Genomic DNA, 26270 nt, shown 5'->3' with positions numbered 1-26270 from the left:
GATCAGGGGGTGGCGTCGGGGCGTTCGGCGGCGACGCGCCGGAGTTCCTCCAGGACGGCAGCGGTGGGGGCGTCGGCGCCGCGCCCGGCCCGGGTGGCGGCGTAGATCGACCGGGCCGGGCTGGGACCGGTCAGGGGGATGACCCGCAACCCGCTGGGACGCAACGGGTGCGCCATCCGCGGGACGAGGGCGACCCCGGCCCCGGCGGCGACGAGGGCCGCGAGGGCGTCGTACTCCAGGGTGTGGTGACGCACGTCGGGGGCGAACCCCGCGGTGGCGCAGGCGGCGACGGTGATCTGCGTGCAGGCGTCGTCGCCGGCGGCCGCGATCCACTCCTCGTCGGCCAGTTCCCGCAGGGCGAGCGCGTCGCGCCCGGCCAGCGGGTGCTCGCCCGGCAGCAGGACGTCGAGGACGTCGGTGAGCAGGTCGACCCGGTCGTAGCGGGCGTCGTCGCGGCGCGGCCCGCCCGGGTGGTCGACCGCGACGACGACGTCGAGGTCCCCGGCGTCCAGACCCGCGACGGCGGCGACGGCGTCCCGTTCGCGCACCAGCAGCCGCAACCCCGGACGGTCGTGGCGCAGTCGCCGCATGGCCGGGCCGACCAGCGCCGCGATGGTGCTGGCGAGCGAGCCGATCCGGACCTCGCCGACCGTCCCCGCGTCGAAGGCGACCAGGTCGGCGCGGGCCTTCTCCAGCTGCGCGGACACGGCGTCGGCGTGGGTGAGGAGCACCCGGGCCTGACCGGTGAGCCGCACCCCGCGCCCCACGCGTTCCAGCAGCGGGACGTCGAGTTCGCGGGCCAGACCCGCGAGCTGCTGCGACACCGCCGACGGCGTGAGGTGCAGGGCGGCGGCCGTCGCGGCCACCGTCCCGCGGCGCTCGACCTCGCGCAGCAGACGCAGCCGGCGGAGATCGATCGTGAAGTTCTCGCTGTCGAGACTCATGAGGAAACTCTAGCTGGACTGAATGGTCGCGCGGGAGCACGATCGACGGGTGACCCGCCGTGCCGCCCTGATCTTCGCCGCCCTCGGGTTCGCCTGGGGGATCCCGTACCTGCTGATCAAGGTGGTCGGCGAGGAGCTCCCGCCCTCGACGATGGTGCTGGCGCGCACCGCCCTCGCCGCCCTCGTCCTCGCCCCGATCGCGCTGTCCCGCAGGGACGTCCGCGCCGGTCTGCCGACCCTGCTGCGACGCTGGCCGGCGCTCGCGGCCTACACGGGGTTCGAGATCGTCGGCCCGTGGCTGTTCCTGGCCCGGGCCGAGCACGACCTCCCCAGCTCGACCACCGCGGTGCTCGTCTCGGTCGTCCCGGTGGTGGGCGTCCTCGTCGCCTTCGCCGGCGGGCGGGCCGAGCGGCTCGGGCTCACCGGCTGGGCGGGACTCGGCCTGGGGACCCTCGGGGTCGCGACGCTCGTGGGGTTCGACCTGGTGCCGGGGCAGTTCGGGGCCGTCGCGGAGATGCTCGTCGTCGTGGTGGGTTACGCCGTCGGGCCGGCCGTGCTGGCCCGCCACCTCTCCGACCTGCCGGGGACCTCCGTCGTGCTCGCCAGCCTGGTGCTCGCGGCGCTGACCTACGTGCCCGTCGTCCTCCTGGGCCCCGGTCTGCCGGCGGAGCTCCCCTCGGGGCAGGTCGTCGCGGCGCTCGTCACGCTGGCCGTGGTCTGCACCGCCGGAGCCTTCGTGCTGCTGTTCGCCCTCATCGGGGAGCTCGGCCCGGTCCGGGCCACGGCCATCGTCTACGTGAACCCCGTCGTCGGCGTGATCGCCGGTGCGGTGGTGCTGGGGGAGCGGATCACGGTGACCACGGTGCTCGGGTTCGTCCTCGTCCTGGCCGGGTCCTTCCTGGCCACCCGCAGGCCGGGGAAACGGGCCGATCAGTCCGCCCCGGCGCTTACCGTGAGGACGTGACGGAAGGCGTGACACCGGACGGAGAACTGCGCTGGCGGCCCGGCCGCCCCGTCGCCGTCGCGCAGAGCCTGGGGACGCTGCGACGCGGAGCCGGCGACCCGACCTTCCGGCGCGATCCCGACGGCACCGTCTGGCGCGCCACCCGGACCCCGCAGGGTCCCGTCCTGCTCCGGGTCCGCGCCCGTCCCGCCGACGCCGAGGTCCACGCGCAGGCGTGGGGCCCGGGGACCGGGTGGGCGCTCGAGGGGGTCCCGCACCTGCTGGGCGACGCCGACGACGACCACACCGACTTCGTCCCGCGCCCCGAGCACCCCACCCTCGTCCAGGCGTGGAGGGAGAACCCGCACTTCCGGGTCATCCGCACCCGCGCCGTCTTCGAAGCGCTCTCCGCCTCCGCGCTGGAGCAGGTCGTCACCAGCGTCGAGGCCTTCGCGGCGTGGCGCCGCCTCGTCCACCGCTTCGGGGAACCCGCCCCCGGTCCGGCCGGGCTGACGCTGCCCCCGACCCCGGAGCAGTGGTCGCGGATCCCGTCCTGGGAGTGGTTGCAGGCGGGGGTGGAACTGCGGCGCCGGAAGGTCACGATCCTCGCCGCACCGCGCGCGGCCGGCCTGGAACGCACCCTGGAGATGTCGCCCGAGGCCGCCGACTCCGCCCTGCGGTCGCTGCCGGGCATCGGGGTCTGGACGTCCGCGGAGATCCGGCAACGGGCCCACGGCCACGCCGACGCGTTCAGCTTCGGCGACTACCACGTGGCCAAGAACGTCTCCTGGGCCCTGACGGGGGAGGTCCTCGACGACGCCGGCTGCGCCGAGGTCATCGAGTGCTACCGGGGGCACCGGTTCCGGGTCCAGCGGCTGCTGGAACTCGCCGGGCACCGGCGCCCACGTCGAGCGCCGCGGATGACGTTGCCGACGCACACCCCGAACCGGGCGGTCTCAGCGCGCTACCGCGCGCACGGGTGATCCGTCGCCACCGCTCAGCGCCCACCCGAACGCGAAGAACTCCACCCGCGGGGGGAGTCCGCCGAGGCCGCGGAGGTTCTCGACGAGGACCCCCGGATCGGCCCGGGTCCCCAGCAGGACCCGGTGCGCCGCCAGGGAGTCCGGGGCGTCGACGCTCGCGGTGTCGATCCCGACGGTCCGCGTCCCGCCGGCGCGCAGGAACCCCGCCGCGGCGGGGGTGAGGAACGGGTGGTCGAACTCCCGCCCGGTCCCGGCGAACTCGTCCCAGCCGGTGTGCAGCAGCACGATCCGCTCACCCTCGGCGTCCCGCACCTGATCGACGTCGACGACGGAGCGGCCCGAGACGTCGAGGACCCGGGCGGGCCCGGCGAACAGCCCCAACGGGAGTTCGTCGAGGGTCGCGCCGTCCGGGTGGACGTGGGCGGGGGCGTCGACGTGGGTTCCGGTGTGGGTGCCCAGACCCAGCCGGGTCACCGCGAAACCGTCGGCCGCGATGGTCGTGGCGGGTTCCGCGCTGAACTCCGGATCGCCCGGGAACACCGGGGTCCCGACCGCGACGGGGCGGCTGAGGTCCACCCACATCAGCGAGGGAGTTCCACGACCCGCACCAGCACGGAGCCCTCCTCGCGGTCGAGGAGACCGACCAGGAACTCCGTCCACAAGGCGGCGAGCGTGCGCTGGGTGAGGGCGCCGAGGGCGAAGTCGTCCTCGGCCTCCAGGCGCAGCGCCGGACCCGAACCGTCGTCCTCCACGGCGATCACCGCGCCGGCCACGGGCCCCGCGGCGCAGGCCACCTCGGCGGCGCGTTCGAGGCGTTCGAGGAGGGTTCCCGCCTCCACCGGCGGTGGCTCCACCGAGCCCGCGCCCAGCGCCGCCCGCACGGCCTCGACGTGCCCGAGGCGGAACCAGTCCCCGGCCGCGGCGCGCACCAGCGAGCGGGCCCCGGGGACCTCGACGTCGGCGGGCAGGACGAGGTCGGCCAGGCCCCGGATCAGGGCGGCGGGAACGCCGGAGGTCTTGCCCTTCACCAGGTCGGCCGCGGCGGCGATCTCGTCGACGACCGCCCGGGCGGTCACGCTCAGCTCCCGGCCCGAGGTGTCGGTCTGCCCGCGGAGGTCGTCGAGGGCGGCGAGCCCGGCGCTGCCCAGCGCGAAGTCGGTCTGCCCCGCCCGCCACGGGCGGCCGGCGGTGTCGGTGACGACCACGCCGACGTTCGCGCCGGTGATCTCCCGGAAGCGGACGCGCAGCTCCCGGGCGCAGGCGTCGGCGTCGGCGGGCAGCAGCAGCACCACGTCGCCGACCACGTTGGAGGCGTCGACCCCGGCGGCGGCCATCACCGGGCCGGCGGCGGACTCCACGATGCGGGCCACGCCGTGCGGGGTGCGTCGGGCCGCGACCAGGCGCCGGGACTCCCGCAGGACGACCTCGTCCCGCTCGCTCGCGGGGGCGGTCAGCCCGGCGGCCTTGGACACGACCTTGCTGGACACGGCGAGGACGTCGCCGTCGCTGAGGGAGGTGCGCTGGGCGTACAGGGCGTCCACGAGGAGACCCGCGACGTCGTCGCCGGCCACGACCTCCGCGATCCCGGGGACCCCGACGAGCTGCAGGCTGGTGGGGGGCGTTCCGCTCACGCGGCGGGGTCCTTCCGGTCGAGTTCGAGCGCGAGGTCGAGGGCGGCCCCGGCGAGGTCTGCGGTCGCCGCGGGCGAGCTCATGAGCAGCGGGCGGCGGCGGACCTCCAGCCCGGAGCGGACCGGGGGCTCGTCCTCCTCGGCGACGAGCCAGCCGTCGAGGAAGTCGGCGTAGAGGCCGGCGACGGCGGCGGCGGTGGTGGGAACGCCGATGGCGGCCAGGCAGGCGTCGGCCATCCCGCGCACGGGGGCGCCGGCGATGACGGGCGAGACCCCGACGACGGGCGCCGACGTCCGCACCAGGGCCTCGCGGATCCCGGGGACCTGCAGGATCGTCCCGATCGAGACGACGGGGTTGCTGGGCGGCAGGACGACGACGTCGGCCTCGCGCAGCGCCTCGAGCACGCCGGGGGCCGGGCGGGCGGTGGCGGCCCCCACGGGTTCGATGCGCAGGGCCGGGACGGCGGCGTGCAGGCGGACCCACCACTCCTGGAAGTGCACGCGTCGCGTCGACCCGTCGGCCTCGGCGAGGTCGACGTGGGTCTCGACGCGGTCGTCGGTCATGGGCAGCAGCCGGACCCCGGGCCGCCAGCGTTCACAGAGGCGGGCGGTCGCCTCCGAGAGCGTCGCGCCCTCGCCCAGCAGGCGCGTGCGGACGAGGTGGGTGGCGATGTCCTTGTCGCCGAGGGTGAACCAGGACGGTGGCGCCCCGTAGGCGGCGAGCTCGTCGGCGACCCCGGACGTCTCGCTCGAGCGACCCCAGCCGCGGTCCTCGTCGATGCCCCCGCCGAGGGTGTACATCACGGAGTCCAGGTCGGGGGAGATCCGCAGCCCGTGCAGGGTGATGTCGTCGGCGGTGTTGCTGATGACCGTGACCTGCGCCTCGCGCCGGGCGGGATCCCCCGAGGAGCGCAGGTGGGCCAGCAGTCCGCGCAGGAACCGGGCACCGCCGACGCCGCCGGCGAGAGCGGTGATCTGCAGGGCCCTGCTCGGTCGGTTCGCGTCGCTCACGGGCGCCATCATCCCCCGTCACCGCACCCGTCACCCGGACGGATCACGGGGAATCGTGGTGTTCGTGTGATGGATGTGGCAGAACCGTTGCAGGGAGACGGGTGAGATACCACGCTGGGCTTGACTCTGAGGGACGACACGCGTGTAATTCCACCAGTGGTGGTCGTAGTGTGACTGGCACAGCACACCGCGTGATCAGGGCGCACGGAGTGACAGACCGAGGCTGTGGGGGCCACCGAATGACTGACGACGACTTCCGGTTCATCGACGACTCCTTCCGTTCGCCGGTCGCCAGCACTGGCGATCCGGTCGGCACGGTGGACACCGTCGTCCCCCTCGACCGCGCCGCGGCCCCGCCGCAGGCCCTGGTCGTGCTGGCCCCGCTCGCGCACGAGGACGCCGACATCGAGGCTGACGACGCTGGCGACGCGGCTGACGACGAGGCCGACGCGGAAGGTCCCCTCGACGCGGACGGCCGCCCGGAGCTCTCGCTGGTGGACCTGACCGGTGGCCTCACCGGCCTCTCGGGTCTGACCCCGGAGGACCCGGGCTGGCAGGAGCTCGCGCTGTGCGCCCAGACCGACCCCGAGGCGTTCTTCCCTGAGAAGGGCGGCTCGACCCGCGAGGCCAAGCGCGTCTGCCAGTCCTGCGAGGTCCGCCAGGAGTGCCTGGAGTACGCGCTGGGCAACGACGAGCGGTTCGGCATCTGGGGCGGTCTCTCCGAACGCGAACGTCGCCGCCTCAAGCGCCGCATCAGCTGAAGGTTCGGCCCCGACCTGCCGAGACCCACGGGTGAGGGGGCCGTCTGCCTCCCGCCGAACTCGGGGAGGTACCGATGAGCCAGTCCATCTGGGAACGTCGCCAGGCCGTCGCCTCGCGGCTCGGGGAGCACGCGCAGCACGACCAGGACGTGCTCGCCGAGGTGGTGACCACCTTCGCGGCCGCGTCGCTGCGCCTCGAGGACGTGGACCCGAGGGGCTGCCTGCGGGCCTCCGTCGCCGCCGTCGCCCAGGTCGCCTCGGGGCGGCCCGGGTTCAACCTGGTGCTCGGTGCCGTCGACTACGGGATCCGCGTCCAGAGCGACGAGCAGGGACACGTCCTGCTGAGCGTCGTCGCCCTGACCGTGGGGGACCCCGCACCGCCGGCGGTCGCCTCGGAGCTCGCGTCGCTGCTCTGGAAGCGCTGAGGCTCCACCGGACCTCCCGGGTTCGACGATCGTTTCGGTACCACGCGTCACACTTTCAGCCGCTCACGGCCGCTTCCCCGCAGGACGACACCTCTTCCAGGACCGGACCGTTCCGGTCGCACGTCACCGATGACTGCTCGTGGACCCACCGGCCCGCCCGGCACCCACGTTGGAAGAGGAGAACGCATGACCTTCTTGCTGCGTCGCGTCCGAGTGGGCGCACGCTTCGCCATCGCCTTCGGGGTGATCCTGGCGCTCACCCTGATCACCGGCGCCGTCGCGTTCGTCGGGAGCCACCAGCAGTCCAAGACCCTGCGGGACGCCCAGGACGCCACGAAGCTCGTCCAGTACGTCAACCAGCAGCGCTACTACGACGCCGACATCAGCGCCTGGCAGAACGCCTACGCGTGGGACACCTACCGCATCGGCGTGGACGCCGCGCTCGCGGACGACAACCGCAACCGCGTCGCCTACCTCGACGACCGCACCACCCTCGTCACGGCCCTGAAGACCGCCCCCACGGGTCTGATGAGCAAGGACGAGCAGGCTATCAACGTCGAGCTCATCGGTCTCTGGGACCAGTTCATCGACTACGACAACCGCGCCGTCATCGCCTACCGCGACGGTCGGACGGCCGACGCCGAGAAGCACATCCTCGAGGGTGGCTACCCGGTCTACCAGCAGATCCTCACCGTGATGGACCGCTTCGAGGCGTCCGTCACGGAGCGCAGCGCCGCGGCCGAGGCCCACGCGACCCGCGTGGCGCACATCGCCCAGCTGCTCATCATCGGCTTCGCCGCCCTCGCCGTCGTGCTGGTCGCGCTCATGCTGATCGCCCTGATCCGCACCGTCGTCGTCCCGCTGCGCGCACTCACCGCCCGCGCCGAGGAGGTCGCCTCCGAGCGCCTGCCCGAGGCCATCGGCGAGATCCGCGTCCTGGCCGCCGACGGCGTGCCGCCGACGCTGCCGGCCTTCGAGGTCGCCACGAAGGACGAACTCGCCGCCCTCGCCGTCGCGTTCAACCACGTCCAGGACAGCGCCCTCGACCTCGCGCTCGAGCAGCACCGCAACGAGGTCGCCGCCGCCGAGATGCTCGTCAACCTCGGCCGCCGCAACCAGAACCTGCTCACCCGCACCCTCGCGTTCCTCGCCGAGCTCGAACGTTCCGAGCGCGACCCGCAGGTCCTCGACAAGCTGTTCCGCCTGGACCACCTCTCCACCCGTGTCCGCCGCAACGCCGAGTCGATGCTCGTCCTCGCCGGCGCGGAGCAGACCCGCACCAAGTCCCGCCCGGTGCCCGTCGTCGGCGTCGTCCGCGCGGCCCTCGCCGAGATCGAGGACTACCCCCGCGTCGACATCACCGAGCTCGACGACGCGACCCTGCACGGCAGCGCCGCGGCCGACGTCACCCACCTGCTGGCGGAACTGCTGGAGAACGCGACCGCGTTCTCGCCCAGCACGACCCGCGTCGTCGTGAGCGGTTCCCCGACCGTCGACGGTGGCTACGCCCTCTCGGTCACCGACTCCGGTGTCGGCATGAGCGACGACGAGATCGCCGTCGCCAACAACCGCATCCAGAACGCGGCGAACACCCGTCCGGACTCGCGTCTGCTCGGTCACCACGTCGTCGGTCTGCTCGCGGCCCGCTGGACCATGTCCGTCCGCCTCTCCCGCGCCCCCGGCTCCGGTGTCGTCGCGACCGTCGTGCTGCCGAACACGCTCGTCGTGCTCGGTTCCCGTGCGGCCGTTCCTGCGGCCCCCGTCGTGGAACCCGTCGTGGCTCCCGTCGTGGAGTCCGCCCCGGAGCCCGAGCTCGCCCTCGTCGGCGCGCCCGTCACCGAGGTCACGGCGGAAGCCGTGGTCGAACCCGTGGTCGAGGCCGCTCCGGTCGCGGCGCGGGTCGAGGTCCCCGTCGCGGCTCCGGTCGCCGAGGTCGTCCCGGTCCAGGCGGTCGCCCCGCTGAAGACGTCGGTCCCGCAGTCCCGCGCCACCTCCGGCGTTCCCTCCACCCGCGTCCGCGGGGCCCAGCTCGCCGACCTCGGCCGCGACCTCGGTCGCACGGCCGAGGAGGGGGTCGGGCCGCAGGTCGCGGCGCTGCCCGCCGACCTGCCGGAGACCGTCGTCCGCACCCGCGTCCGCGGTGCGCAGCTGCCCGACACCGGTGACGCCGCGGCGGCGACCGCGGCCACGTCCCGTTCCGCCGACGAGGTCCGTCGTGGCCTCTCCGGCCTGCAGAGCGGGGTCGCCCGCGCCCGCAAGGAAAGCTCCGCCGACACCTCCGCCGACACCACCACCGAGAGCGAGTGAACCCGATGAGCGTCGACTCCCAGAACCTCGTCAGCCAGACCGCGCAGGACGTCAACTTCCTGCTCGAACGCTTCGTCTCCCAGACTCCCGGTGTGGAGCAGGCCATCGGGGTCTCCTCCGACGGGCTGCTCATGACCATGCGCGCCGACCTCGACCGCGCGGACGCGGACAAGCTCGCCGCGACCGTCTCCGGCCTCACGACGCTGGCCGTCTCGGCCTCGCGGTTGCTGCACAAGGGTCCGCTGAGCCAGGTCATCACCGAGTTCGGCCAGGGGTACCTGCTGGTCTCCTCGATCGCCGGCCGGGCCTGCCTCGGTGTCGTCACCGCCGCCGACTGCGACCTCGGTCTCGTCGGCTACGAGACGACGATGCTCGTGGAGCGCGTCGGGGCGCTGCTGACCCCGGAACTCATCACCGAGCTGAAGACGTCGCTGGAGCTGTGACTCCCCTCGAGCAGTACGGCTCCGAGGAGGAGGACGAGTTCGACGAGTTCGACCGTCCCTTCCTCGGAAGTGCCGCAACGACGTCCGGGGCGGCGGCCACCGCCGCCCCGGTGCCGGCCCACCTCGCGCAGGACCTCCCCGACGAGTTCACCGAGGAGACCGGCTCCGAGGTCCGGGCCTACCTGCTGACCGGCGGACGGACCGGGGGAGGGGCTGCCGGGATCGCGATGGAGACCACGGCCGTGCTCACCCCGCAGGGTGTGGAGGTGGCGGCGAAGCGCTCGCTCGCCTTCGAACTCGGACAGGTCCTCGACGTGTGCGCCGAGGTCCGCTCCGTCGCCGAGGTCGCCGCCCTCGTCGGCATCCCCCTGGGCGTCGCCCAGGTCCTCGTCGGCGACCTCGTCGCCCGCGAACTGCTCATCACGACGTCCACCGCGAAGTCCCTCGCGTTCGACGTCTCGTTCATCGAGAGGTTGATCAACGGTGTCGCTGCACTCTGAGGTCGCGCCCCCGCGGGCGCCCGTGAAACGTCCCCCGATCCCGGTCAAGATCCTCGTCTCCGGCGGTTTCGGCGTCGGGAAGACGACGACCGTCGGGGCCCTGTCCGAGATCGAACCGCTGAGCACCGAGGCCGCCATGACCTCGGCGTCCATCGGGGTCGACTACGCCGGCGAGGCCAGCGAGAAGACCACGACGACCGTGGCCATGGACTTCGGTCGCGTCACGATCGACGAGAGCATCATCCTGTACATGTTCGGCACCCCGGGGCAGGACCGCTTCGGGTTCATGTGGAACGACCTCGCCGACGGTGCGCTCGGCGGGATCATCCTGGTGGACCCCAGCCGGATCGACGACTGCTTCGTGGCCCTGGACTACTTCGAGAAGATCGGCCTGCCGTTCGTGCTGGCCGTCAACTCCTTCGCGAACCGCAGCCAGCTCACCCTGGACCAGGTCCGCGCCGCCGCCAACGTCGACCCCGCCGTCCCCGTGGTGTCCGTCGACGCCCGGGAACGCGAGGGCGTCAAGCGGGTCGTGCTGACGCTGCTGCAGCTGATCCTGTCCCGCGCCCGCAACGCCGCCTGATCTCGGCGTGCGGGTTCGGGTCGTGGACGCCTCGCGCCGCTAGGTTCGGCGCGGGGCGTCCACGACCCCGACGTGGCGACCCCCACCGGGGCGCTCAGTCGGAGTAGCGCGGGTCGACGTCCTCGGGGGGCAGCTCCAGCAGGTGCGCGACCTGCTCGACCACGACGTCGGCGACGAGGTCGTCGAGCTCGTCACCGTCGGCGCGCGTCTCCAGCGGCCGGCGGTACAGCACCACCCGTGCCGGACGGTTACCGTGAGCCGGGAAGAGGCGGCCCAGCGGGACGACGTCGTCCTCCCAGGGCGCCGGGTCGGAGGGCGGGACGTCCTCGACGGCGAACTCCACCCCGGCCAGCTGCTCGGCCCAGCGCCGCTCCAGCAGCTCCACCGCGTCGAGCACCAGGTCGTCGAAGCGTTCGGCCCGGGTGCGCGCAGCGGGCAGCGCAGCGGGCAACAGGGGACCGCGCAGGCCACGACCGTGCCGGTCGCGGCGGCGGCGTGGACGGGTCTGCGCCCGGCGTCGGAGGACCACCGGGCGAGACTACCCACGCGGGGCCCTCCGGAGACACGCTGCGCAGACACTCCGCGGGTGTCCGACCTCACGGGGGACGTGGAGGTAGCGTGCGCGCGTGAGCACCCGCACCCCTGGAACGAACGCCTCCCGCCCGGGAGCCGGCCGCTCCGCCGCGCCCACCGCCCGGCGCTGTTCGCGCACGGCCTGCGGCAAGCCCGCGGTCGCGACGCTCACCTACGTCTACTCCGACTCCACGGCCGTCCTCGGCCCGCTCGCGACGTTCGCCGAGCCGCACTGCTACGACCTCTGCGGCGAGCACGCCGAGCGGCTCACCGCGCCCCGCGGGTGGGAGGTCGTGCGGTTGGCCCCCGACCTCGTCGAGGCCGCCCGCCACCACGACGACATCGACGCCCTCGCGGACTCGCTGCGCGACAAGCCGGCGCCCACCCGGGGCATCGACCCGGACGCGCCGGCGGTGCGGCGGGGCCACCTGCGGGTCCTGCGGGAGAGCTGACCGGCCCCCGGCATCACCCGGACGGACTCCTCAACCGCCGGGGCGACCTGCCGATGAACGGTCGTGCCCGCCGCCAACCCGCCCCGTGCGACCCGTCGCCCCCGCGCCACCCGCAGCGCCCCGCCGCTGGGGTCGCTCACCCAGGCCGCCCACCGCGAGACCGCGGCCTGCACGCACTGCGGGAGCGAGCGCGTCACGCAGCTGTCGATGTCCCTGACCGACGGCACCCCCGTCCGCTTCGTGTCCTGCCACGTCTGCGAGGAACGCAGCTGGATGTCCGCGAGCGGGCCGATCTCCGTCGACGCCGTCCTGGACCGCACCCGCAAGCAGTAGTCGCACCCCTCGTCGGCACCGCGTCCGCGGGGGTGCGCTTGTAGGCTCCGGAGCGTGACCGCCTCTTCCTCCGTTGACCTGTCGTCGTTCATCAAGGCCTACGACGTGCGGGGGACGGTCCCCGACCAGCTCGACGCGGGCGTGGTCCGGGCCATCGGGGCGGCGTTCGCCGAGGTCGTCGTCCTCCCGGAGGCCGCGACCGGCGCGACACCGCGCGCCGTCATCGGCCACGACATGCGTCCCTCCTCCCCGGAACTGTCCCGGGCCTTCGCCGAGGGACTGGCCTCCCGCGGGGTCGACGTCACCCTCATCGGGCTCTGCTCCACCGACGGCCTCTACTTCGCCAGCGGGTTCCTCGACATCCCCGGCGCCATGTTCACCGCGAGCCACAACCCCGCCCAGTACAACGGCATCAAGATGTGCCGGGCCGGCGCGAAGCCCGTCGGCCAGGACTCGGGGCTCTCCGCGATCCGCGACCTCGCCCAGGGCTGGCTGGACACCGCGAGCGTCCCCGAGGGGTCCGGGTCGATCGGCGAGGTGGACGAGCAGGACCTGCTGAAGGCCTACGCCCAGCACCTGCGCACCCTCGTCGACCTCACCGGTGCGCGCCGCCTCAAGGTCGTCATCGACGCCGGGAACGGCATGGGCGGCTTCACCGCTCCCGCGGTCCTCGGCATCGACGCCGGTCTGGCGCCGCTGCCGCTGGACGTCGTCCCGATGTACTTCGAGCTCGACGGGACGTTCCCCAACCACGAGGCGAACCCCCTCGACCCGAAGAACCTCCTCGACCTGCAGAAGGCCGTCCCCGAGCACGGCGCCGACATCGGCCTCGCCTTCGACGGTGACGCCGACCGCTGCTTCGTCATCGACGAGAACGGCGACCCGGTCAGCCCCAGCGCCGTCACCGCGATGGTCGCCCGCCGCGAGATCGCCAAGGAGATCCTCGCCGGCCGCGAACCCGTCGTCATCCACAACCTCATCACCTCCCGGGCCGTGCCCGAGATCATCACCGCCGACGGGGGGAAACCCGTCCGGACCCGCGTCGGGCACTCCTTCATCAAGGAGCAGATGGCCGAGGTCGGCGCCGTGTTCGGCGGCGAGCACTCCGCCCACTACTACTTCCGCGAGTTCTGGTCCGCCGACACCGGCATGCTCGCCGCGATGCACGTCCTCGCCGCGCTCGCCGAGCAGGACCGCCCCCTCTCCGAACTCGCCGCCGAGTACGAGAAGTACGTCGCCAGCGGCGAGATCAACTCCACCGTCGACGACGCCGCGGCCACGACCGTGAAGGTCGTCGACGCGATCACCGAACAGGCTGCGGCGGAGGGGGAGGAACTCGAGATCGACCACCTCGACGGCGTCACCGTGTTCCACCCGGCCTCGGCGGGGCAACCGATGTGGTGGTTCAACCTGCGGGCCTCCAACACCGAACCCCTGCTGCGGCTGAACGCCGAGGGCGCCGACGAGGCCACCATGACCGTGATCCGCGACCGTGTGCTCGAACTCGTCCGGGGGAGCAACTGATGGCGCTCGACGGCTGGGTCCTCGACCTGCTGCGCTGCCCGGTCTCGGGAGAGCCCCTCTCCCCGACCACGGTCGACGGCGCGGAGTTCCTCGTGACGCCCTCGGGCCTGCGCTACCCGGTGCTCGACGGGGTTCCCGTCCTGCTCGCCGACCAGGCGATCCAGCCGGGCGCGAGCGCGTGAACGCCCTCGACGAGACCCTGCTCGCCGACGGCGACCAGCTCACCGGCGCCGACTCCACCGGTGTCCTGCGGGCGCTCGCCAGCGCCGGTGCGCAGGTCCGCGAAGCCCTCGACCTCTCCGCCGAGGCGCGGGTCGTGCGCCTCGCCGAGGACGACCGCCCGCGTGCCGTGGTCATCGCCGCGCTGGCGGGGAGTTCCGTCGTCGCCGACATCGTGCAGTCGCTGGCCGGCCGCGCTTGCCCGGTTCCCGTCGTCGTCCGTCACGGGGGTCCGCTGCCGAGCTGGGTCGGCCCGCTCGACCTCGTCATCGCCGTCTCGTTGTCCGGTCGCGCGCCGGGCCCGGTGGCGCTGGCCGTCGAGGCGTCCCGGCGCGGGGCGCGGGTCGTCGCGGTCGCCGGGGACGGTTCCCCGTTGGCCGAGATCGGTTCCCGCAACGGCAACGTGCACGTCCGGCCCGCCCGCGGGGTCCGCGCCGACGGCGGCGACCCGCGCTCGTCCCGGGTCGCGTTGTGGTCGCTGGTGACGCCCGTGCTGCTGGCCTGCGACGCGATGGGTCTGCTGTCCGCGTCGGCGAGCGAACTCGCCGGGGTCGCGGACCGCCTCGACGCCGAGGCCGAGGCGTGCCGCCCGTGGACGGAGACGTTCGTGAACCCGGCGAAGGTCCTCGCCCTCGAGGTCTCCGGCGCGGTCCCGGTCGTGCTCGGTGACGGTGACCTGATGGCCGCGGCGGCCCGCCGCGCGGCCGGGATGCTGGCCCGCACGTCGCGGGTCCCCGCGGTAAGCGGCGCCCTGCCGGACGACGCGAGCGAGGTCGTCGCCACGTTCGGCGGGCCGTTCGCGGCGGGCGTCGACGACGTGTTCGCCGACCCCTTCGTCGACGGCCCCGCCGGGCCCCGCCTGCAGTTGCTGATGGTCCGCGACTCCCCGCTCGCGGTGTCGGACGAGGACCGCCGGCTCGCGAACGCCGTGGTCACCACCGCGAGCGACGCCGGGGTGCGGGTCTCCGAACTCGTCGCCGACGAGGGAACCCCCGCGCAGCGGCTCGCGCAGCTGATCGCCCGCACCGACTACGCCTCGGTGTACCTGGCGCTGGCGTCCGGGATCGACCCCGAACGCTCGCCGCAGGTCGCCGACCTCAAGGACCGACTGGGCTGAGGTCGACGACCTGCGGGTCGTCGGGTCTCAGCCGGCGAGCCAGGCCAGGACGTCGCGGTGCAGGGCGAGCTGGTAGTCGCCCTGGATGCCGTGCGGGGCACCCTCGTAGACCTTGAGGGTTCCGTCCTTCACCAGGGTGATGGACTTCTTCGCCGCGCCGTCGATGGGCACGATCTGGTCGTCGTCGCCGTGGCAGATGAGGATCGGGACCTCCAGGGCCTCGAGGTCCTGCGTGAAGTCGGTCTCGGAGAACGCCTTCACGCAGTCGTAGGCCGCGACCAGGTTCACCAGCATCCCCTGGCGCCAGAAGTCGTCCTTGTCGCCCTGGGAGACCGCGCGGCCGTGGTTGGCGCCGAAGAAGCTCTCCGACAGGTCCTGGTAGAACTGCGAGCGGTCGGCCAGGACCCCGGCGCGGATCCCGTCGAACACCTCGATCGGCAGCCCGTCCGGGTTGGTGTCGGTCTTCGCCATCAGCGGAGGGACCGCGCCGAACGTGACGACCTTCGACACCCTGCCGTTCGCGTACTTCGCGGCGTACTTGACGACTTCGCCGCCACCCGTCGAGTGACCCATCACGACGACGTCGTGCAGGTCGAGGGACTCGATCAGCGCCGCGAGGTCGCGGGCGTAGGTGTCCATGTCGTGACCGTTCGCGGTCTTCTCGGACCGGCCGTGGCCGCGACGGTCGTGGGCGATGACGCGGTACCCGGCGTCGGAGTACACCTTCAGTTCGACCTGCCAGGCGTCCGAGCTCAACGGCCACCCGTGGCTCAGCACGATCGGTCGGCCGGTCCCGGCCTCGGTGTAGTAGATCTCGACACCGTCGGGAGTGGTGAAGGTGGGCATGGACCTGCCTTTCGTCGACGAGAGCCTCAGCATGGCCTCGAAGATCACCGCCCGTCCAGGGCCTTCACGCGATGTTCAGGACCCGGCCACGACGTCCCGGCCGAGAACTCGCCGGGCCAGTCCGGCGAACCGCGGCGGAACCCCCGAGGCCCGCACCGGGTCCTCCAGGAGTTCCGCCCAGGCCGGTCGGAACCCCGGCGGCCGGGCGGCGAGTTCCACGGCCTCGGGCAGGTCGGGGGAGGAGTACCGCTCCCGCTTCCACCACGTCGGCACCGTGTCGTAGGCCCGCCAGAACGAGACCTCCCCGTCGCGGACCACGACCGCGAAGAACGACCAGCGGCCGTGCTCGGTGCCCTCCGCCCGGCGCAGTTCCCGCAGTGGTCGCAGCACGTCGAGCCGGTCGGCGTCCAGGTCCCCGTGCTGGGTCATCTTCGCCGAGTGCTCGCCCAGCCAGGCGGTGATGGAGCCGCGTCCACCGGGCGGCACCGCCGCGACGACCGGGGCCGCGACCTCGGCCAGCAACGACGAGGGGGCCGGTGTCCGACGCGGCGCCTCGTACCCGGCCCGGGCGGCGGCCTCGGCGACCAGCCACTGCTCCTCCCGCGTCATCACCGGCGCGGAGGGCCGGTCCCGGCCGTCGCCCGGGGCGGCCCAGGTCGGGGTGGTCGGGCCGGCGCCCAGCTCCGGGACGGCGCGCTCGGAGCCCGTCAGCAGCGCGGCCAGCGAGGCGGCGTCCACGAAGCCCGCGGCGGCGGCCGCCAGCACCCGGGCCCGGGGAGCGGCCTGCACGTCGGCCTCGGCCCACTCGTCCTGCACCTCGGCCAGCCCGTCGTCGGGCTCGCGCACCGAGCGCAGCAGGGTCGCCGACCCGTCACCGACGCCGTCCGGGTAGGCCGCCCGCGACCACCCGGTCCCGGGCTCGAACCAGAACGCCCAGCCGAGCTGCTCCTCCGCGACGGGCTGCCGGAGCTCGGCGAAGGGGAGCCAGTCGGGGGACCCTGCCAGCAGGTCGAGCGGCGGCGCGCAGCGGCCGACGTCGTCGTGGTCGAAGCTCGCGTCCCGGTCCCACCCGTGCAACACGGCGCGCCCGCCCTCGACGAGGGTCAACCGCATCCAGCTCCCACCGCCGTCGTCGTGCCCCGCCGCCCCGTCGGGACCCGTCCACCAGACGTCGTCGAAGCCCAGGCACCGCAACGCCGCACTCAGCGCGGCCCACCTCGCCCACAGTTCCCCGGGGGCCGGCAGGTCAGGCGTCACGGTCGGCACCCGCGTAGTCTGGTCGATGCTCCGGCGTCCGGTGATGCCGCAAGGGCCCAGAGGGGCCGCGCCGGGGGAACGTCACGAACCACGAGAGGACTCGCATGTCTTTCGAGTACCAGGTCCGGGACCTTTCCCTGGCCGAAGCCGGACGCCACGAGCTGCGTCTGGCCGAGCACGAGATGCCCGGGCTCATGGCGCTGCGCGCCGAGTTCGGCGAGGCGCAGCCGCTGGCCGGCGCCCGCATCGCAGGGTCCCTGCACATGACGGTGCAGACCGCCGTCCTCATCGAGACCCTCGTCGCCCTCGGCGCCGAGGTCCGCTGGGCCAGCTGCAACATCTTCTCCACCCAGGACCAGGCCGCCTCGGCGGTCGTCGTGGGAACGGGCACCGTCGAGGAGCCCGCCGGCGTCCCCGTCTTCGCCTGGAAGGGGGAGACCCTCGAGGAGTACTGGGCGCTCGCCGACCGGATCTTCGACTGGGGCACCGACGCCGAGGGCCACCGCATCGGCCCGAACATGATCCTCGACGACGGTGGCGACGCCACCATGCTCGTCCTCGAGGGCAAGCGCTTCGAGGCCGCCGGAGCCGTCCCCGCGACGACCGAGGAGGACTCCGAGGAGTACGCGGTCGTCCTCGAACTGCTCCGCAAGAGCATCGCCGAGGACCCCGAGCGCTGGACCCGCATCGCGGCCCAGATCCAGGGCGTCACCGAGGAGACGACCACCGGGGTGCACCGCCTCGCGGAGTACTTCCGCAACGGCGTGCTGCCCTTCCCGGCGATCAACGTCAACGACTCGGTGACGAAGTCGAAGTTCGACAACAAGTACGGCACCCGCCACTCGCTGATCGACGGCATCAACCGCGGGACCGACATCCTCATCGGCGGCAAGACGGCTGTCGTGTTCGGCTACGGCGACGTCGGCAAGGGTTCCGCGGAATCCCTGCGCGGCCAGGGTGCCCGCGTCGTCGTCACCGAGGTCGACCCCATCAACGCCCTGCAGGCCGCGATGGACGGGTACCAGGTCGTCCGCCTCGAGGACGTCGTCGAGGTCGCTGACATCTTCATCACCGCGACGGGCAACAAGGACGTCATCATGGCGGCCGACATCGCCAAGATGAAGCACCAGGCCCTCGTCGGCAACATCGGCCACTTCGACAACGAGATCGACATCGCCGGTCTCGCGAAGATCCCCGGGGTCGAGAAGATCGAGATCAAGCCGCAGGTGCACGAGTGGCGCATCCCGGCGAGCGAAGGCGTTGCCGCGCACAGCATCATCATGCTGTCCGAGGGGCGCCTGCTGAACCTCGGCAACGCGACGGGGCACCCCAGCTTCGTCATGTCGAACTCGTTCACCAACCAGGTCCTCGGCCAGATCGAGGTCTTCACCAAACCCGCGGAGTACCCGGTCGGCGTCCACCGCCTGCCGAAGCACCTCGACGAGAAGGTCGCGCGCCTGCACCTCGACGCGCTCGGCGTGCACCTGACGGAACTCACGAAGTCGCAGGCCGAGTACCTCGGCGTCGACGTCGAGGGTCCGTACAAGTCCGACCACTACCGGTACTGAGTCCTCACCACCGGTGTGACGCCCGGCACCCCTCGCGGGGTGCCGGGCGTCCTCAGTTCCCGGGGACGCGCTCGGTCAGGGTGGGGAACACGTGTCCCGGGTCCTCGCCCTGTTCCAGCACCCGTCCGGCGGGGCCGAGACCGACGATGAGCGGGTCGGGGGTCCCCACGACGTCGAGGTCCTTGTCGTCGTAGGGGAGCATCGCCAGGACGTGGCGCATCGCCTCGATCCGGGCCCGCTTCTTGTCGTTGCTGCGGATCGTCGTCCAGGGCGCGTCGGCGGTGTCGGTGTAGAAGAACATCGCCTCCTTCGCCTCGGTGTAGTCGTCCCAGCGGTCGAGCGACTGCAGGTCCATGTCGGAGAGCTTCCAGCGCCGCACCGGGTCCTCGGCGCGCGACGCGAACCGGGTCCGCTGTTCGGCCCGGGAGACGGAGAACCACATCTTCACCAGCCGGATCCCGCTGCGGACCCACATCCGCTCCAGCTCGGGCACCTGGCGCATGAACTCCAGGTACTCGGTGGGGGAGGCGAAACCCATCACCCGCTCCACCCCGGCCCGGTTGTACCAGGACCGGTCGAACAGGACGATCTCCCCGCCCACCGGCAGGTGCTGGACGTAGCGCTGGAAGTACCACTGGGTGCGCTCGCGGTCCGTCGGCTTCTCGAGGGCGACGACCCGCGCGCCGCGCGGGTTGAGGTTCTCGGTGAACCGCTTGATCGTGCCTCCCTTGCCGGCCGCGTCGCGCCCCTCGAAGAGCAGGACGACCTTCTCCTCGCGCGCCTTGACCCAGCTCTGCAGCTTCAGCAGCTCGATCTGCAGGCCCTGCTTGAGCTTCTCGTACTCCTTGCGGGACATCTTCTCCTCGTAGGGGTAGCCCTCCCGCCAGGTCTCGTCGCCGCCGTCGGCGCTCCCGACCGCCTCTTCCACCTCGTGGTCCTTCACCTCGCGGACGTGCCCCGCGAGCGCCCCCGTGAAACATCCCGGTGCGCGCGAGCGCGCGAGCGCTGGTGGACTGGTGGGGTGAGCCACGTCGTCGAACCGGTCCGGTTGGCGCTCTTCGGCGACTCCCTCGCCGCCGGAGTGGGGGCGACGTCGCGACCGGACACGCTGGGGCCGTTGCTCAGCGCCGACCTCGCGCGCACCGGGGTGGAGGTCGAGCACCGGGTCTACGCGTCCTCGGGAGCCCGCAGCGTCGCGCTGGCCGGACAGGTCGCCACGGCGGGCGGCTGGCCCCGGCTCGCCGTCGTCGTGGTGGGCGCCAACGACCTGACGCACTTCGTGCCGGTCCCGGAGGCCGTCGCGCACCTCGCCGTCGCCCTCGGCGCCCTGCGCCGGGACGGGGTCGAGGTCGTCCTCGTCCCGGCGCCCGACCTCGGTGTCGTCACCCTCGTCCCTCCCGACCTGCGCGGGTACGCCCGGGACGCCGGTCTGGCCCTGCGCACGGCACAACGGCGGGCGGCCGAGGCCGCCGGGGTGCACGTCGTGGACACGTCCGCCGCGTCCGAGCTCTTCGCCGCCGACCCGTCGATGTTCTCCGCGGACCGCTTCCACCCCTCCTCGGCCGGTTACCGCGAGATCGCCGCCGCCGTCGCTCCGGTGTTGCGCACGGCCGCGCGTGCCCTCCGGCAGACCCCCTGAGATCCTGGTGGGGTGAACCTGGAGGACGCCGCGTCGTGGGCCACCATCGCCGGCGGGGTCGCGGTGCTCGCGGCGTTCCTGCGCGGCTGCGTCCTGGTGGCGATGAAGTACCACGCCCGGGAGGTCCGCCGGTGGGAGCGGACCGAGGCGGGGCTGGACTCGGGGAAGTTGCGCTGGTGGAACGGGGTCCGGGCCCGGTGGCGACTGCTGTGGGCCCGCGGCCGGTTGCGCACCCGCCGGGAGGAGCAGGACTAGATCGACTCGCGGGACCCCGGTTTCTGCCCGACGATCTCGGGGTGGACAACAGCACCCCCTACCCCCTCGGCGTGACGATCCGCCAGGACGGGTTGAACGTCGCCGTGTACTCCGAGACCGCCGAGGCGGTCGACGTCGCCGTCTTCGGCGACGACGGCGCCGAGACCCGTCACCGGCTGGCGCAGCGCACCGGTCACGTCTTCCACGGGGTCGTCCCCGGCGGCGCCGGCACCCGCTACGGGTTCCGGGTGCACGGCGAGTGGGAACCTGCGGAGGGCCTGCGGCACAACGCCGCGAAACTCCTGCTGGACCCCTACACCCGGGCCGTCGAGGGTCAGTGGGGCGCCGGCGAGGAGACCTTCGGGCACACCTTCGCCGACCCCGAGCAGCGCAACGACGCCGACTCCGCCCCGTCGGTGCCGCGTTCCGTCGTCGTCGACCCGTCCTTCGACTGGTCCGACGACACCCGACCGCGCACCCCGCTGGCCGACACCGTCGTCTACGAGGTCCACGTCAAGGGTTTCACGAAGCAGCACCCCGACGTGCCCGAGGAGATCCGCGGCACCTACGCCGGCCTCGCGCACCCGGCCGCGATCCAGCACCTCACCGACCTCGGCGTCACCGCCGTCGAACTGCTCCCCGTGCACCAGTTCGTCCAGGACTCCCACCTGGCCGAGAAGGGCCTCCGCAACTACTGGGGCTACAACTCCATCGGGTTCTTCGCCCCGCACAACGAGTACAGCGCGGCCGGCGACGGCGGGGGCCAGGTGCGCGAGTTCCAGGAGATGGTGAAGGCCCTGCACGCCGCGGGTCTCGAGGTCATCCTCGACGTCGTCTACAACCACACCGCCGAGGGCAACCACATGGGCCCGACGCTCTCCCTCAAGGGCATCGACAACGGTTCCTACTACCGCGTGGTCGAGGAGGAGCCAGAGAACTACTTCGACACCACCGGCACCGGCAACAGCCTCAACGTCTCCCACCCCGCGGCGCTGCAGCTGATCCTCGACTCGCTGCGCTACTGGGTGACCGAGATGCACGTCGACGGGTTCCGGTTCGACCTCGCGACGACGCTCACCCGGCAGTGGGGCGACGCGCACGTCCACTCGGCGTTCCTCGACATCGTCCACCAGGACCCGGTGCTGGCCGCGGTCAAGCTCATCGCCGAACCCTGGGACACCGCCGGGTACCAGGTCGGCGGGTTCCCGGCGCGCTGGTCGGAGTGGAACGGGAAGTACCGCGACGACATCCGCGACTTCTGGCGCGGGCAGGGCACCCTCGGCGACTTCACGAAGCGCCTCACCGGCAGCCCCGACGTCTACGAGGCCGACCGCCGGTCCCCGTTGTGCAGCGTCAACTTCCTCACCGCCCACGACGGGTTCACCCTCGCCGACCTCACCGCCTACGACGAGAAGCGCAACGAGGCCAACGGCGAGGACAGCAAGGACGGCGAGAGCGACAACCGCTCCTGGAACTGCGGCGCCGAGGGCCCGACCGACGACGAGACCGTCAACGCGTTGCGCGACCGCCAGCGCCGCAACCTGCTGACCACCCTGCTGCTCTCGGCCGGGGTGCCGATGATCCTGGGCGGGGACGAGATGGCCCGCACCCAGAACGGCAACAACAACGCCTACTGCCAGGACGACGAGATCTCCTGGTTCGACTGGGAGAACGCCGACCGCGAGCTGCTGACGTTCACCCGCGACCTGCTGACGCTGCGCCGGGAGACCTCCGCGCTGCGCGGGGCCTGGTACCGCGGCGACGGTCTCGACGGTTCGCCCGACGCGGTGCTCTCGCTGCGCGCCGACGGTGAACCCATGACGCAGGCGGAGTGGGACGACGGCAACGCCCGCGCCTACGCCGTGCAGTTCAAGGCCGAGGGGTCGCCCACGGTCCTGCTGCTCGTCAACGGGGCCACCAATCCCGTCGAGTTCACCGTCCCGAAGCCGCCCGCCGGCCCTTGGAAGCTCGCCGTGTCCTCCGACCCGCGGCAGGACGTCGGCCGCGAGGTCGAGACCCTGCTCGTGGGGGAGTGGTCGACGACGGTCCTGCGTTCGGCCTGACACCCCTGGCGTGACCTCTCACCCGGCGCGGTGATCGCCGGGTGGGAGTGCACCGCCGACCACCCGCAAGGGACGACGCCCTGCGGTTGCTCTAAACCCGCCCGATCGTCCGTTCGAGTTCCCGGGTCCGTGCCTCACGGCGTTGCATCCGCTCGAACTCGCGGTCGCGACGTTCGACGAGGACGGCCGCGAGGAAGCGTTCCGGGTCGGTCTGCGCGGGCGGGGCGGGGTTCACGAACGGGATCAGCGCCCCGGCGAGCTGGAGGCCCAGCGCGGTCCGCGAGGTCGGGTTCAGGGTGGCCGTGCGGGCGAGGAACTGCCGGGCCGCCGTCGTGGTGTCGAGCGGGAGCCGGCCGATGTCGGCGGTGCGGGCCCAGCCCGCGAGTTCCGGCGGCATCGGCGGCAGCGGGACGTGACGGGCGGAACTGCGTTCGCGCACGACGTAGGTCCCGGCCAGCAGGTCGCCGACCCGCTTGCCCCGCTGGGTGATCAGCGAGCAGATGATCGCCGGGCTGCCCGCCAGGCTCCAGAGTTCAAAGAGCCCCAGGACGGCGCGCACGAGGGAGTGCCGGAAGCGCACCGGGCCGCCGTCGTCGCGCACGACGCGGACGCCCATGACGAGCTTGCCCACCGTGCGCCCGCGGGTCGCGGTCTCGACCGCGACGGGGATGCCGACGAAGCAGAGCACCGTCTCGGCCAGCGTGATCGCCGCGGAGGCGGCCTCGTCGGTGTCGGAGAGCAGCGCCGACGTCCCCCACAGCAGCGCACCGAAGACGAGGCCGACGATCACGGCGTCCAGCAGTGCGGAGAGCATCCGGGACGCGAACGACGCCGCGCGCAGGCCCAGGACGACGGCCTCACCGGTGACGATCTCGCCGACGGGTTCCCCGACCGGGCCAGCAGCACTCACCACCCCACCGTATCCGGGCGGCCCGACCCGGGTGCACGATGCTGGAGTGGACTCGCACGGCTCCTGGACCTCGCCCCTCACCGCCGACGCCGTCGCCGCGGCGGCGCTGCGGCTGACCGCCGTCGCCCTCGACGGGGAGGGGCGCACGTGGTGGTCCGAGGGCCGTCCCGCCGAGGGGGGCCGGGTGGCCGTGATGCGCCGCGACCCCGACGGCGGGGTCGTCGAGGCGACCCCGTCCCTGGACGCGCGGACCCGGGTCCACGAGTACGGCGGGGGCTCCTGGGGGCTGGTCCGGTCCGCGCAGGGCGAGGTCGGGGTCGTCGCGGCCTCGGCGGGCGACCAGCGGTGGTTCCACGTCAGCGCCCCGCACAGCGCGCCGCGTCCGCTGACCCCGGCCGACGGGGTCCGCTACGCCGATCCCGTGCAGGTGGGGGACGGGGTGGTGCTCGTCGCCGAGGACGTCTCCGGTGAGGTCCCCCGGCGTGCCCTCGTGCACGTCCCGCTCGACGGTTCCGGTCCGCGGGAACTCTTCAGCGGGCCGCGGTTCCTGGCCGCGCCGCGGCTCTCCCCGGACGGGACCCGGCTGGTCTGGATCAGCTGGGAACACCCCGACATGCCGTGGCAGGCGACCCTGCTGTGGGAGGCCTCCGTCGTCGACGGGGGGTTGCGCGACGTGCGGGTGCTGGCCGGGCAGGACCGGCGGCAGTCCCTGGTCCACCCGGGGTTCGCCCCCGACGGCACCGTCCTCGTGGTCAGCGACCGCGACGGCTGGTGGAACCTGCACGAGGTCCTCGACGGCGGTCTGCGCCCGGTGCTGCCCGAGGCCGCCGAACAGGGTTTCCCGCCGTGGGTGTTCGCGACGACGTCCTGGGCGGCGCTGGACGCCGAGCGGATCGCGCTGATCCACGCGGCCGACGTCGGCTACCGCCTCGACGTGGTCCACCGGGGTTCCGGGGAACTGCACCGCCTCGACCTGCCGTTCACGGCCTGGACCCCGGTGCTCGCCGCCGCGGACGGCCGGATCGCCGCGATCGCAGCCTCGCCGACCACCCCCGCCGCGGTCGTCCTGCTGGACCCGGCGACCTCGGCCGTGAACGTCGTGCGGTCGGCCGCCGCGGCACCCGACCCCGCCTACCTCCCCGTTCCGCGCCCGCTCGAGGTGTCCAGTTCCGGGCGGACCGTCCACGCCCACCACTACCCGCCGACGCATCCCGACCACGTGGACGGCGGGCCCGGCCCGCACGTCCTGTTCGTGCACGGCGGACCCACCGCGCAGTCGCAGGCCGCGTACTCGCCGGAGATCGCGTTCTTCACCTCCCGCGGCATCGGGGTCGTCGACGTCCAGTACGGGGGGTCCACCGGGTACGGCCGCGCCTACCGCGAGGCCCTCGACGGCAACTGGGGGATCGTCGACGTCGAGGACTGCGCCGCCGTGGCCCGCCGGCTCGTCGCCGACGGTCTCGCCCCGGCCGGGCAGGTGGGCATCCGGGGCGGCAGCGCCGGCGGGTTCACCGTCCTCGCGGCGTTGACCGGGACCGACGCGTTCTCCGCCGGGACCTCCTACTACGGAGTGGCGGACCTGCGGGCGCTGGCCGCCGAGACCCACGACTTCGAGTCCCGCTACCTCGACTCCCTGGTCGGTCCACTGCCGCAGGCCGAGGCGGTGTACGTCGAGCGGGCGCCGCTGTCCCACGTCGACGACCTGTCCTGCCCGGTCCTGCTGCTGCAGGGAGCCGACGACCCGGTGGTCCCGCGGGCCCAGGCCGAGGCGTTCGCCGACGCGTTGGCCCGCAAGGGGTTGCCGCACGCGCTGCTGGTGTTCCCCGGTGAGCAGCACGGGTTCCGCCGGGCCGAGAACGTCGTCGCCTCGCTCGAGGCCGAACTGTCGTTCTACGGGCAGGTCTGGGGTTTCGTCCCGCCCGGCGTCCCGCGGCTGCCGCTGCGCTGATCAGCGCGCCAGGAGTTCCAGGGTGTCGACGACCCGGTTCGAGAAGCCCCACTCGTTGTCGTACCAGGCGACGACCTTGACGTGGCGGCCGTCGACCCGGGTCAGGGCGGAGTCGAACACCGCGGACGCGGGGCGGCCGGTGATGTCGCTGGACACGAGGGGTTCCTCGGAGAACTCGAGGATCCCGTTCAGGGGCCCGTCGGCGGCGGCGCGGTAGGCGGCGAGGACCTGCTCGCGGGTGACGTCGCGGGCCACCGTGGTGTTGAGCTCGACGATCGAGCCGACCGGCACGGGGACCCGGATCGAGTCGCCGGACAGCTTCCCCGCCAGGTTCGGCAGGACCAGGCCGATGGCCTTCGCCGCCCCTGTCGTCGTCGGGACGATGTTCACCCCGGCCGCGCGGGCGCGGCGCAGGTCGCGGTGTGGGCCGTCCTGCAGGTTCTGCTCCTGGGTGTAGGCGTGGACGGTCGTCATGAACCCGTGCTCGATCCCGGCGAGGTCGTCGAGGACCGAGGCCAGCGGGGCCAGCGCGTTCGTCGTGCACGAGGCGTTGGAGACGATCGTGTGGGCCTGCGCGTCGTAGGCGTCGGTGTTCACGCCGTAGGCCAGCGTCACGTCCGCGCCGTCGGCGGGGGCGCTGACCAGGACCTTGCGGGCCCCGGCCCGCAGGTGGGCCTGCGCGGCGCCGGCCGCGGTGAAACGTCCCGTCGACTCCAGGACGAGGTCGACCTCGAGTTCCGCCCAGGGCAGGTCCGCCGGCTCGCGTTCGGCGAGCACGCGCACGCGCCGCCCGTCGACGACGAGGTCGGAACCCTCGACCTCGACGGTGCGGTCGAACCGGCCGAGGGAGGAGTCGTAGCGCAGCAGGTGCGCCAGCGTCCCGGGGGCGCTCAGGTCGTTGACGGCGACGAGTTCCAGGTCGCTCCCGCGGGTGAGGAGGGCGCGCAGGGTGTTGCGGCCGATGCGGCCGAAACCGTTGATGGCGATGCGGGTCATGCCTCGAGGTTCGGTGTTCCGCCGGCGCGCGACCAGTGGC

General features: G+C 73.2%; 28 protein-coding genes. 18 read left to right on the top strand and 10 right to left on the bottom strand.

Annotation, left to right across the window (positions count from 1 at the left end):
• Positions 1-2 precede the first annotated feature (2 nt).
• On the bottom strand, positions 3-944 hold the full coding sequence (locus AC0I8G_RS20860) for a LysR substrate-binding domain-containing protein (protein WP_471731642.1): 942 nt from the start codon (positions 942-944) through the stop codon (positions 3-5).
• 49 nt (positions 945-993) lie between these two features.
• Here AC0I8G_RS20860 and AC0I8G_RS20855 point away from each other — a divergent pair, with 49 nt between their 5' ends.
• Both AC0I8G_RS20855 and AC0I8G_RS20850 read left to right on the top strand, forming a co-directional pair.
• Complete coding sequence (locus AC0I8G_RS20855) at positions 994-1908, top strand: DMT family transporter (protein ID WP_471731641.1); 915 nt, start codon at positions 994-996, stop codon at positions 1906-1908.
• A complete protein-coding gene (locus AC0I8G_RS20850) occupies positions 1905-2870 on the top strand; it encodes a DNA-3-methyladenine glycosylase family protein (protein ID WP_471731640.1) in 966 nt (321 codons plus the stop codon). The genes AC0I8G_RS20855 and AC0I8G_RS20850 overlap by 4 nt, the downstream gene beginning before the upstream one ends.
• Here AC0I8G_RS20850 and AC0I8G_RS20845 read toward each other — a convergent pair.
• Genes AC0I8G_RS20845 through cofD form a run of 3 tightly spaced genes read right to left on the bottom strand, consistent with a single transcriptional unit; the run spans position 2844 to position 5481 of the window.
• Positions 2844-3446, bottom strand: coding sequence for a cyclase family protein (locus AC0I8G_RS20845; RefSeq protein WP_471731639.1), 603 nt, complete (start codon positions 3444-3446; stop codon positions 2844-2846). The two genes, AC0I8G_RS20850 and AC0I8G_RS20845, sit on opposite strands and share 27 nt — an antisense overlap.
• 5 nt (positions 3447-3451) lie before the next feature.
• Complete coding sequence (cofE, locus tag AC0I8G_RS20840; RefSeq protein ID WP_471731638.1) at positions 3452-4501, bottom strand: coenzyme F420-0:L-glutamate ligase; 1050 nt, start codon at positions 4499-4501, stop codon at positions 3452-3454.
• On the bottom strand, positions 4498-5481 hold the full coding sequence (gene cofD / locus AC0I8G_RS20835) for a 2-phospho-L-lactate transferase (protein ID WP_471731668.1): 984 nt from the start codon (positions 5479-5481) through the stop codon (positions 4498-4500). The genes cofE and cofD overlap by 4 nt, the downstream gene beginning before the upstream one ends.
• A 521-nt stretch (positions 5482-6002) precedes the next feature.
• Between cofD and AC0I8G_RS20830 the strand changes: the two genes are divergently transcribed.
• The 6 genes from AC0I8G_RS20830 to AC0I8G_RS20805 all read left to right on the top strand — a co-directional run bounded on the left by AC0I8G_RS20830 (position 6003) and on the right by AC0I8G_RS20805 (position 10530).
• Positions 6003-6272, top strand: coding sequence for a WhiB family transcriptional regulator (locus AC0I8G_RS20830; protein ID WP_380162206.1), 270 nt, complete (start codon positions 6003-6005; stop codon positions 6270-6272).
• 74 nt (positions 6273-6346) lie between these two features.
• Complete coding sequence (locus AC0I8G_RS20825; protein ID WP_380259426.1) at positions 6347-6697, top strand: hypothetical protein; 351 nt, start codon at positions 6347-6349, stop codon at positions 6695-6697.
• A 186-nt stretch (positions 6698-6883) separates the two neighbouring features.
• Positions 6884-9004, top strand: a complete 2121-nt coding sequence (locus tag AC0I8G_RS20820) for an ATP-binding protein (protein WP_471731637.1) — start codon at positions 6884-6886, stop codon at positions 9002-9004.
• A 5-nt stretch (positions 9005-9009) separates the two neighbouring features.
• Positions 9010-9447: a roadblock/LC7 domain-containing protein gene (locus AC0I8G_RS20815; protein ID WP_328294930.1), complete on the top strand. Its 438-nt coding sequence runs from the start codon at positions 9010-9012 to the stop codon at positions 9445-9447.
• Entirely contained in the window at positions 9444-9947 is a 504-nt protein-coding gene (locus AC0I8G_RS20810; protein WP_471731636.1) for a DUF742 domain-containing protein, read from the top strand. Before AC0I8G_RS20815 ends, AC0I8G_RS20810 begins: the two co-directional genes overlap by 4 nt.
• Entirely contained in the window at positions 9931-10530 is a 600-nt protein-coding gene (locus tag AC0I8G_RS20805) for a GTP-binding protein (RefSeq protein ID WP_380259429.1), read from the top strand. Before AC0I8G_RS20810 ends, AC0I8G_RS20805 begins: the two co-directional genes overlap by 17 nt.
• 94 nt (positions 10531-10624) lie before the next feature.
• Here AC0I8G_RS20805 and AC0I8G_RS20800 read toward each other — a convergent pair whose 3' ends face one another.
• Positions 10625-11059, bottom strand: a complete 435-nt coding sequence (locus AC0I8G_RS20800; protein WP_471731635.1) for a metallopeptidase family protein — start codon at positions 11057-11059, stop codon at positions 10625-10627.
• Positions 11060-11156: 97 nt separating this feature from the next.
• Between AC0I8G_RS20800 and AC0I8G_RS20795 the strand changes: the two genes are divergently transcribed.
• From AC0I8G_RS20795 to AC0I8G_RS20775, 5 genes are all read left to right on the top strand, one after another.
• Positions 11157-11555, top strand: a complete 399-nt coding sequence (locus AC0I8G_RS20795) for a DUF3499 domain-containing protein (protein WP_471731634.1) — start codon at positions 11157-11159, stop codon at positions 11553-11555.
• Positions 11556-11618: 63 nt separating this feature from the next.
• Positions 11619-11888 (top strand): hypothetical protein, encoded by a 270-nt coding sequence (locus AC0I8G_RS20790; RefSeq protein ID WP_328294935.1) that lies wholly within the window; start codon positions 11619-11621, stop codon positions 11886-11888.
• Positions 11889-11942: 54 nt separating this feature from the next.
• Complete coding sequence (locus AC0I8G_RS20785; RefSeq protein ID WP_471731633.1) at positions 11943-13412, top strand: phosphomannomutase/phosphoglucomutase; 1470 nt, start codon at positions 11943-11945, stop codon at positions 13410-13412.
• Positions 13412-13594, top strand: a complete 183-nt coding sequence (locus AC0I8G_RS20780; protein ID WP_471731632.1) for a Trm112 family protein — start codon at positions 13412-13414, stop codon at positions 13592-13594. Before AC0I8G_RS20785 ends, AC0I8G_RS20780 begins: the two co-directional genes overlap by 1 nt.
• Positions 13591-14748: an SIS domain-containing protein gene (locus tag AC0I8G_RS20775; protein ID WP_471731631.1), complete on the top strand. Its 1158-nt coding sequence runs from the start codon at positions 13591-13593 to the stop codon at positions 14746-14748. The genes AC0I8G_RS20780 and AC0I8G_RS20775 overlap by 4 nt, the downstream gene beginning before the upstream one ends.
• Before the next feature lie 27 nt (positions 14749-14775).
• Here the strand turns inward: AC0I8G_RS20775 and AC0I8G_RS20770 are convergent, their stop codons facing one another.
• The gene (locus AC0I8G_RS20770) at positions 14776-15594 is read right to left on the bottom strand and encodes an alpha/beta fold hydrolase (protein ID WP_471731630.1); all 819 of its coding nucleotides are present in this window, start codon (positions 15592-15594) and stop codon (positions 14776-14778) included.
• 75 nt (positions 15595-15669) lie between these two features.
• Complete coding sequence (locus AC0I8G_RS20765; RefSeq protein WP_471731629.1) at positions 15670-16860, bottom strand: hypothetical protein; 1191 nt, start codon at positions 16858-16860, stop codon at positions 15670-15672.
• 95 nt (positions 16861-16955) lie between these two features.
• On the opposite strand from AC0I8G_RS20765, the gene ahcY reads away from it, so the two are divergent.
• Positions 16956-18419 carry an adenosylhomocysteinase gene (gene ahcY, locus AC0I8G_RS20760; RefSeq protein ID WP_471731628.1) on the top strand — a complete coding sequence of 488 codons (1464 nt, stop codon included), beginning with the start codon at positions 16956-16958 and terminating at the stop codon, positions 18417-18419.
• Positions 18420-18471: 52 nt separating this feature from the next.
• Here ahcY and ppk2 read toward each other — a convergent pair whose 3' ends face one another.
• A complete protein-coding gene (gene ppk2, locus AC0I8G_RS20755) occupies positions 18472-19362 on the bottom strand; it encodes a polyphosphate kinase 2 (RefSeq protein ID WP_380259437.1) in 891 nt (296 codons plus the stop codon).
• A 78-nt stretch (positions 19363-19440) separates the two neighbouring features.
• Here ppk2 and AC0I8G_RS20750 point away from each other — a divergent pair, with 78 nt between their 5' ends.
• From AC0I8G_RS20750 to glgX, 3 genes are read left to right on the top strand one after another with little or no spacing between them, the layout of a single operon-like run.
• On the top strand, positions 19441-20058 hold the full coding sequence (locus tag AC0I8G_RS20750) for an SGNH/GDSL hydrolase family protein (protein ID WP_471731627.1): 618 nt from the start codon (positions 19441-19443) through the stop codon (positions 20056-20058).
• 12 nt (positions 20059-20070) lie between these two features.
• The gene (locus AC0I8G_RS20745) at positions 20071-20313 is read left to right on the top strand and encodes a hypothetical protein (protein ID WP_471731626.1); all 243 of its coding nucleotides are present in this window, start codon (positions 20071-20073) and stop codon (positions 20311-20313) included.
• A 41-nt stretch (positions 20314-20354) separates the two neighbouring features.
• Entirely contained in the window at positions 20355-22376 is a 2022-nt protein-coding gene (glgX, locus tag AC0I8G_RS20740) for a glycogen debranching protein GlgX (RefSeq protein WP_471731625.1), read from the top strand.
• 91 nt (positions 22377-22467) lie between these two features.
• Here the strand turns inward: glgX and AC0I8G_RS20735 are convergent, their stop codons facing one another.
• Complete coding sequence (locus AC0I8G_RS20735) at positions 22468-23286, bottom strand: RDD family protein (RefSeq protein ID WP_471731624.1); 819 nt, start codon at positions 23284-23286, stop codon at positions 22468-22470.
• Positions 23287-23332: 46 nt separating this feature from the next.
• Here AC0I8G_RS20735 and AC0I8G_RS20730 point away from each other — a divergent pair, with 46 nt between their 5' ends.
• Positions 23333-25234 carry a S9 family peptidase gene (locus tag AC0I8G_RS20730; protein ID WP_471731623.1) on the top strand — a complete coding sequence of 634 codons (1902 nt, stop codon included), beginning with the start codon at positions 23333-23335 and terminating at the stop codon, positions 25232-25234.
• Here AC0I8G_RS20730 and gap read toward each other — a convergent pair whose 3' ends face one another.
• Complete coding sequence (gap, locus tag AC0I8G_RS20725; RefSeq protein WP_471731622.1) at positions 25235-26230, bottom strand: type I glyceraldehyde-3-phosphate dehydrogenase; 996 nt, start codon at positions 26228-26230, stop codon at positions 25235-25237.
• Positions 26231-26270: the final 40 nt, after the last annotated feature.

This window comes from Kineococcus sp. AC630, assembly GCF_979255925.1.
Note: the sequence above shows the minus strand (reverse complement) of the source record. Positions and strands in the feature narration are given on the sequence as shown.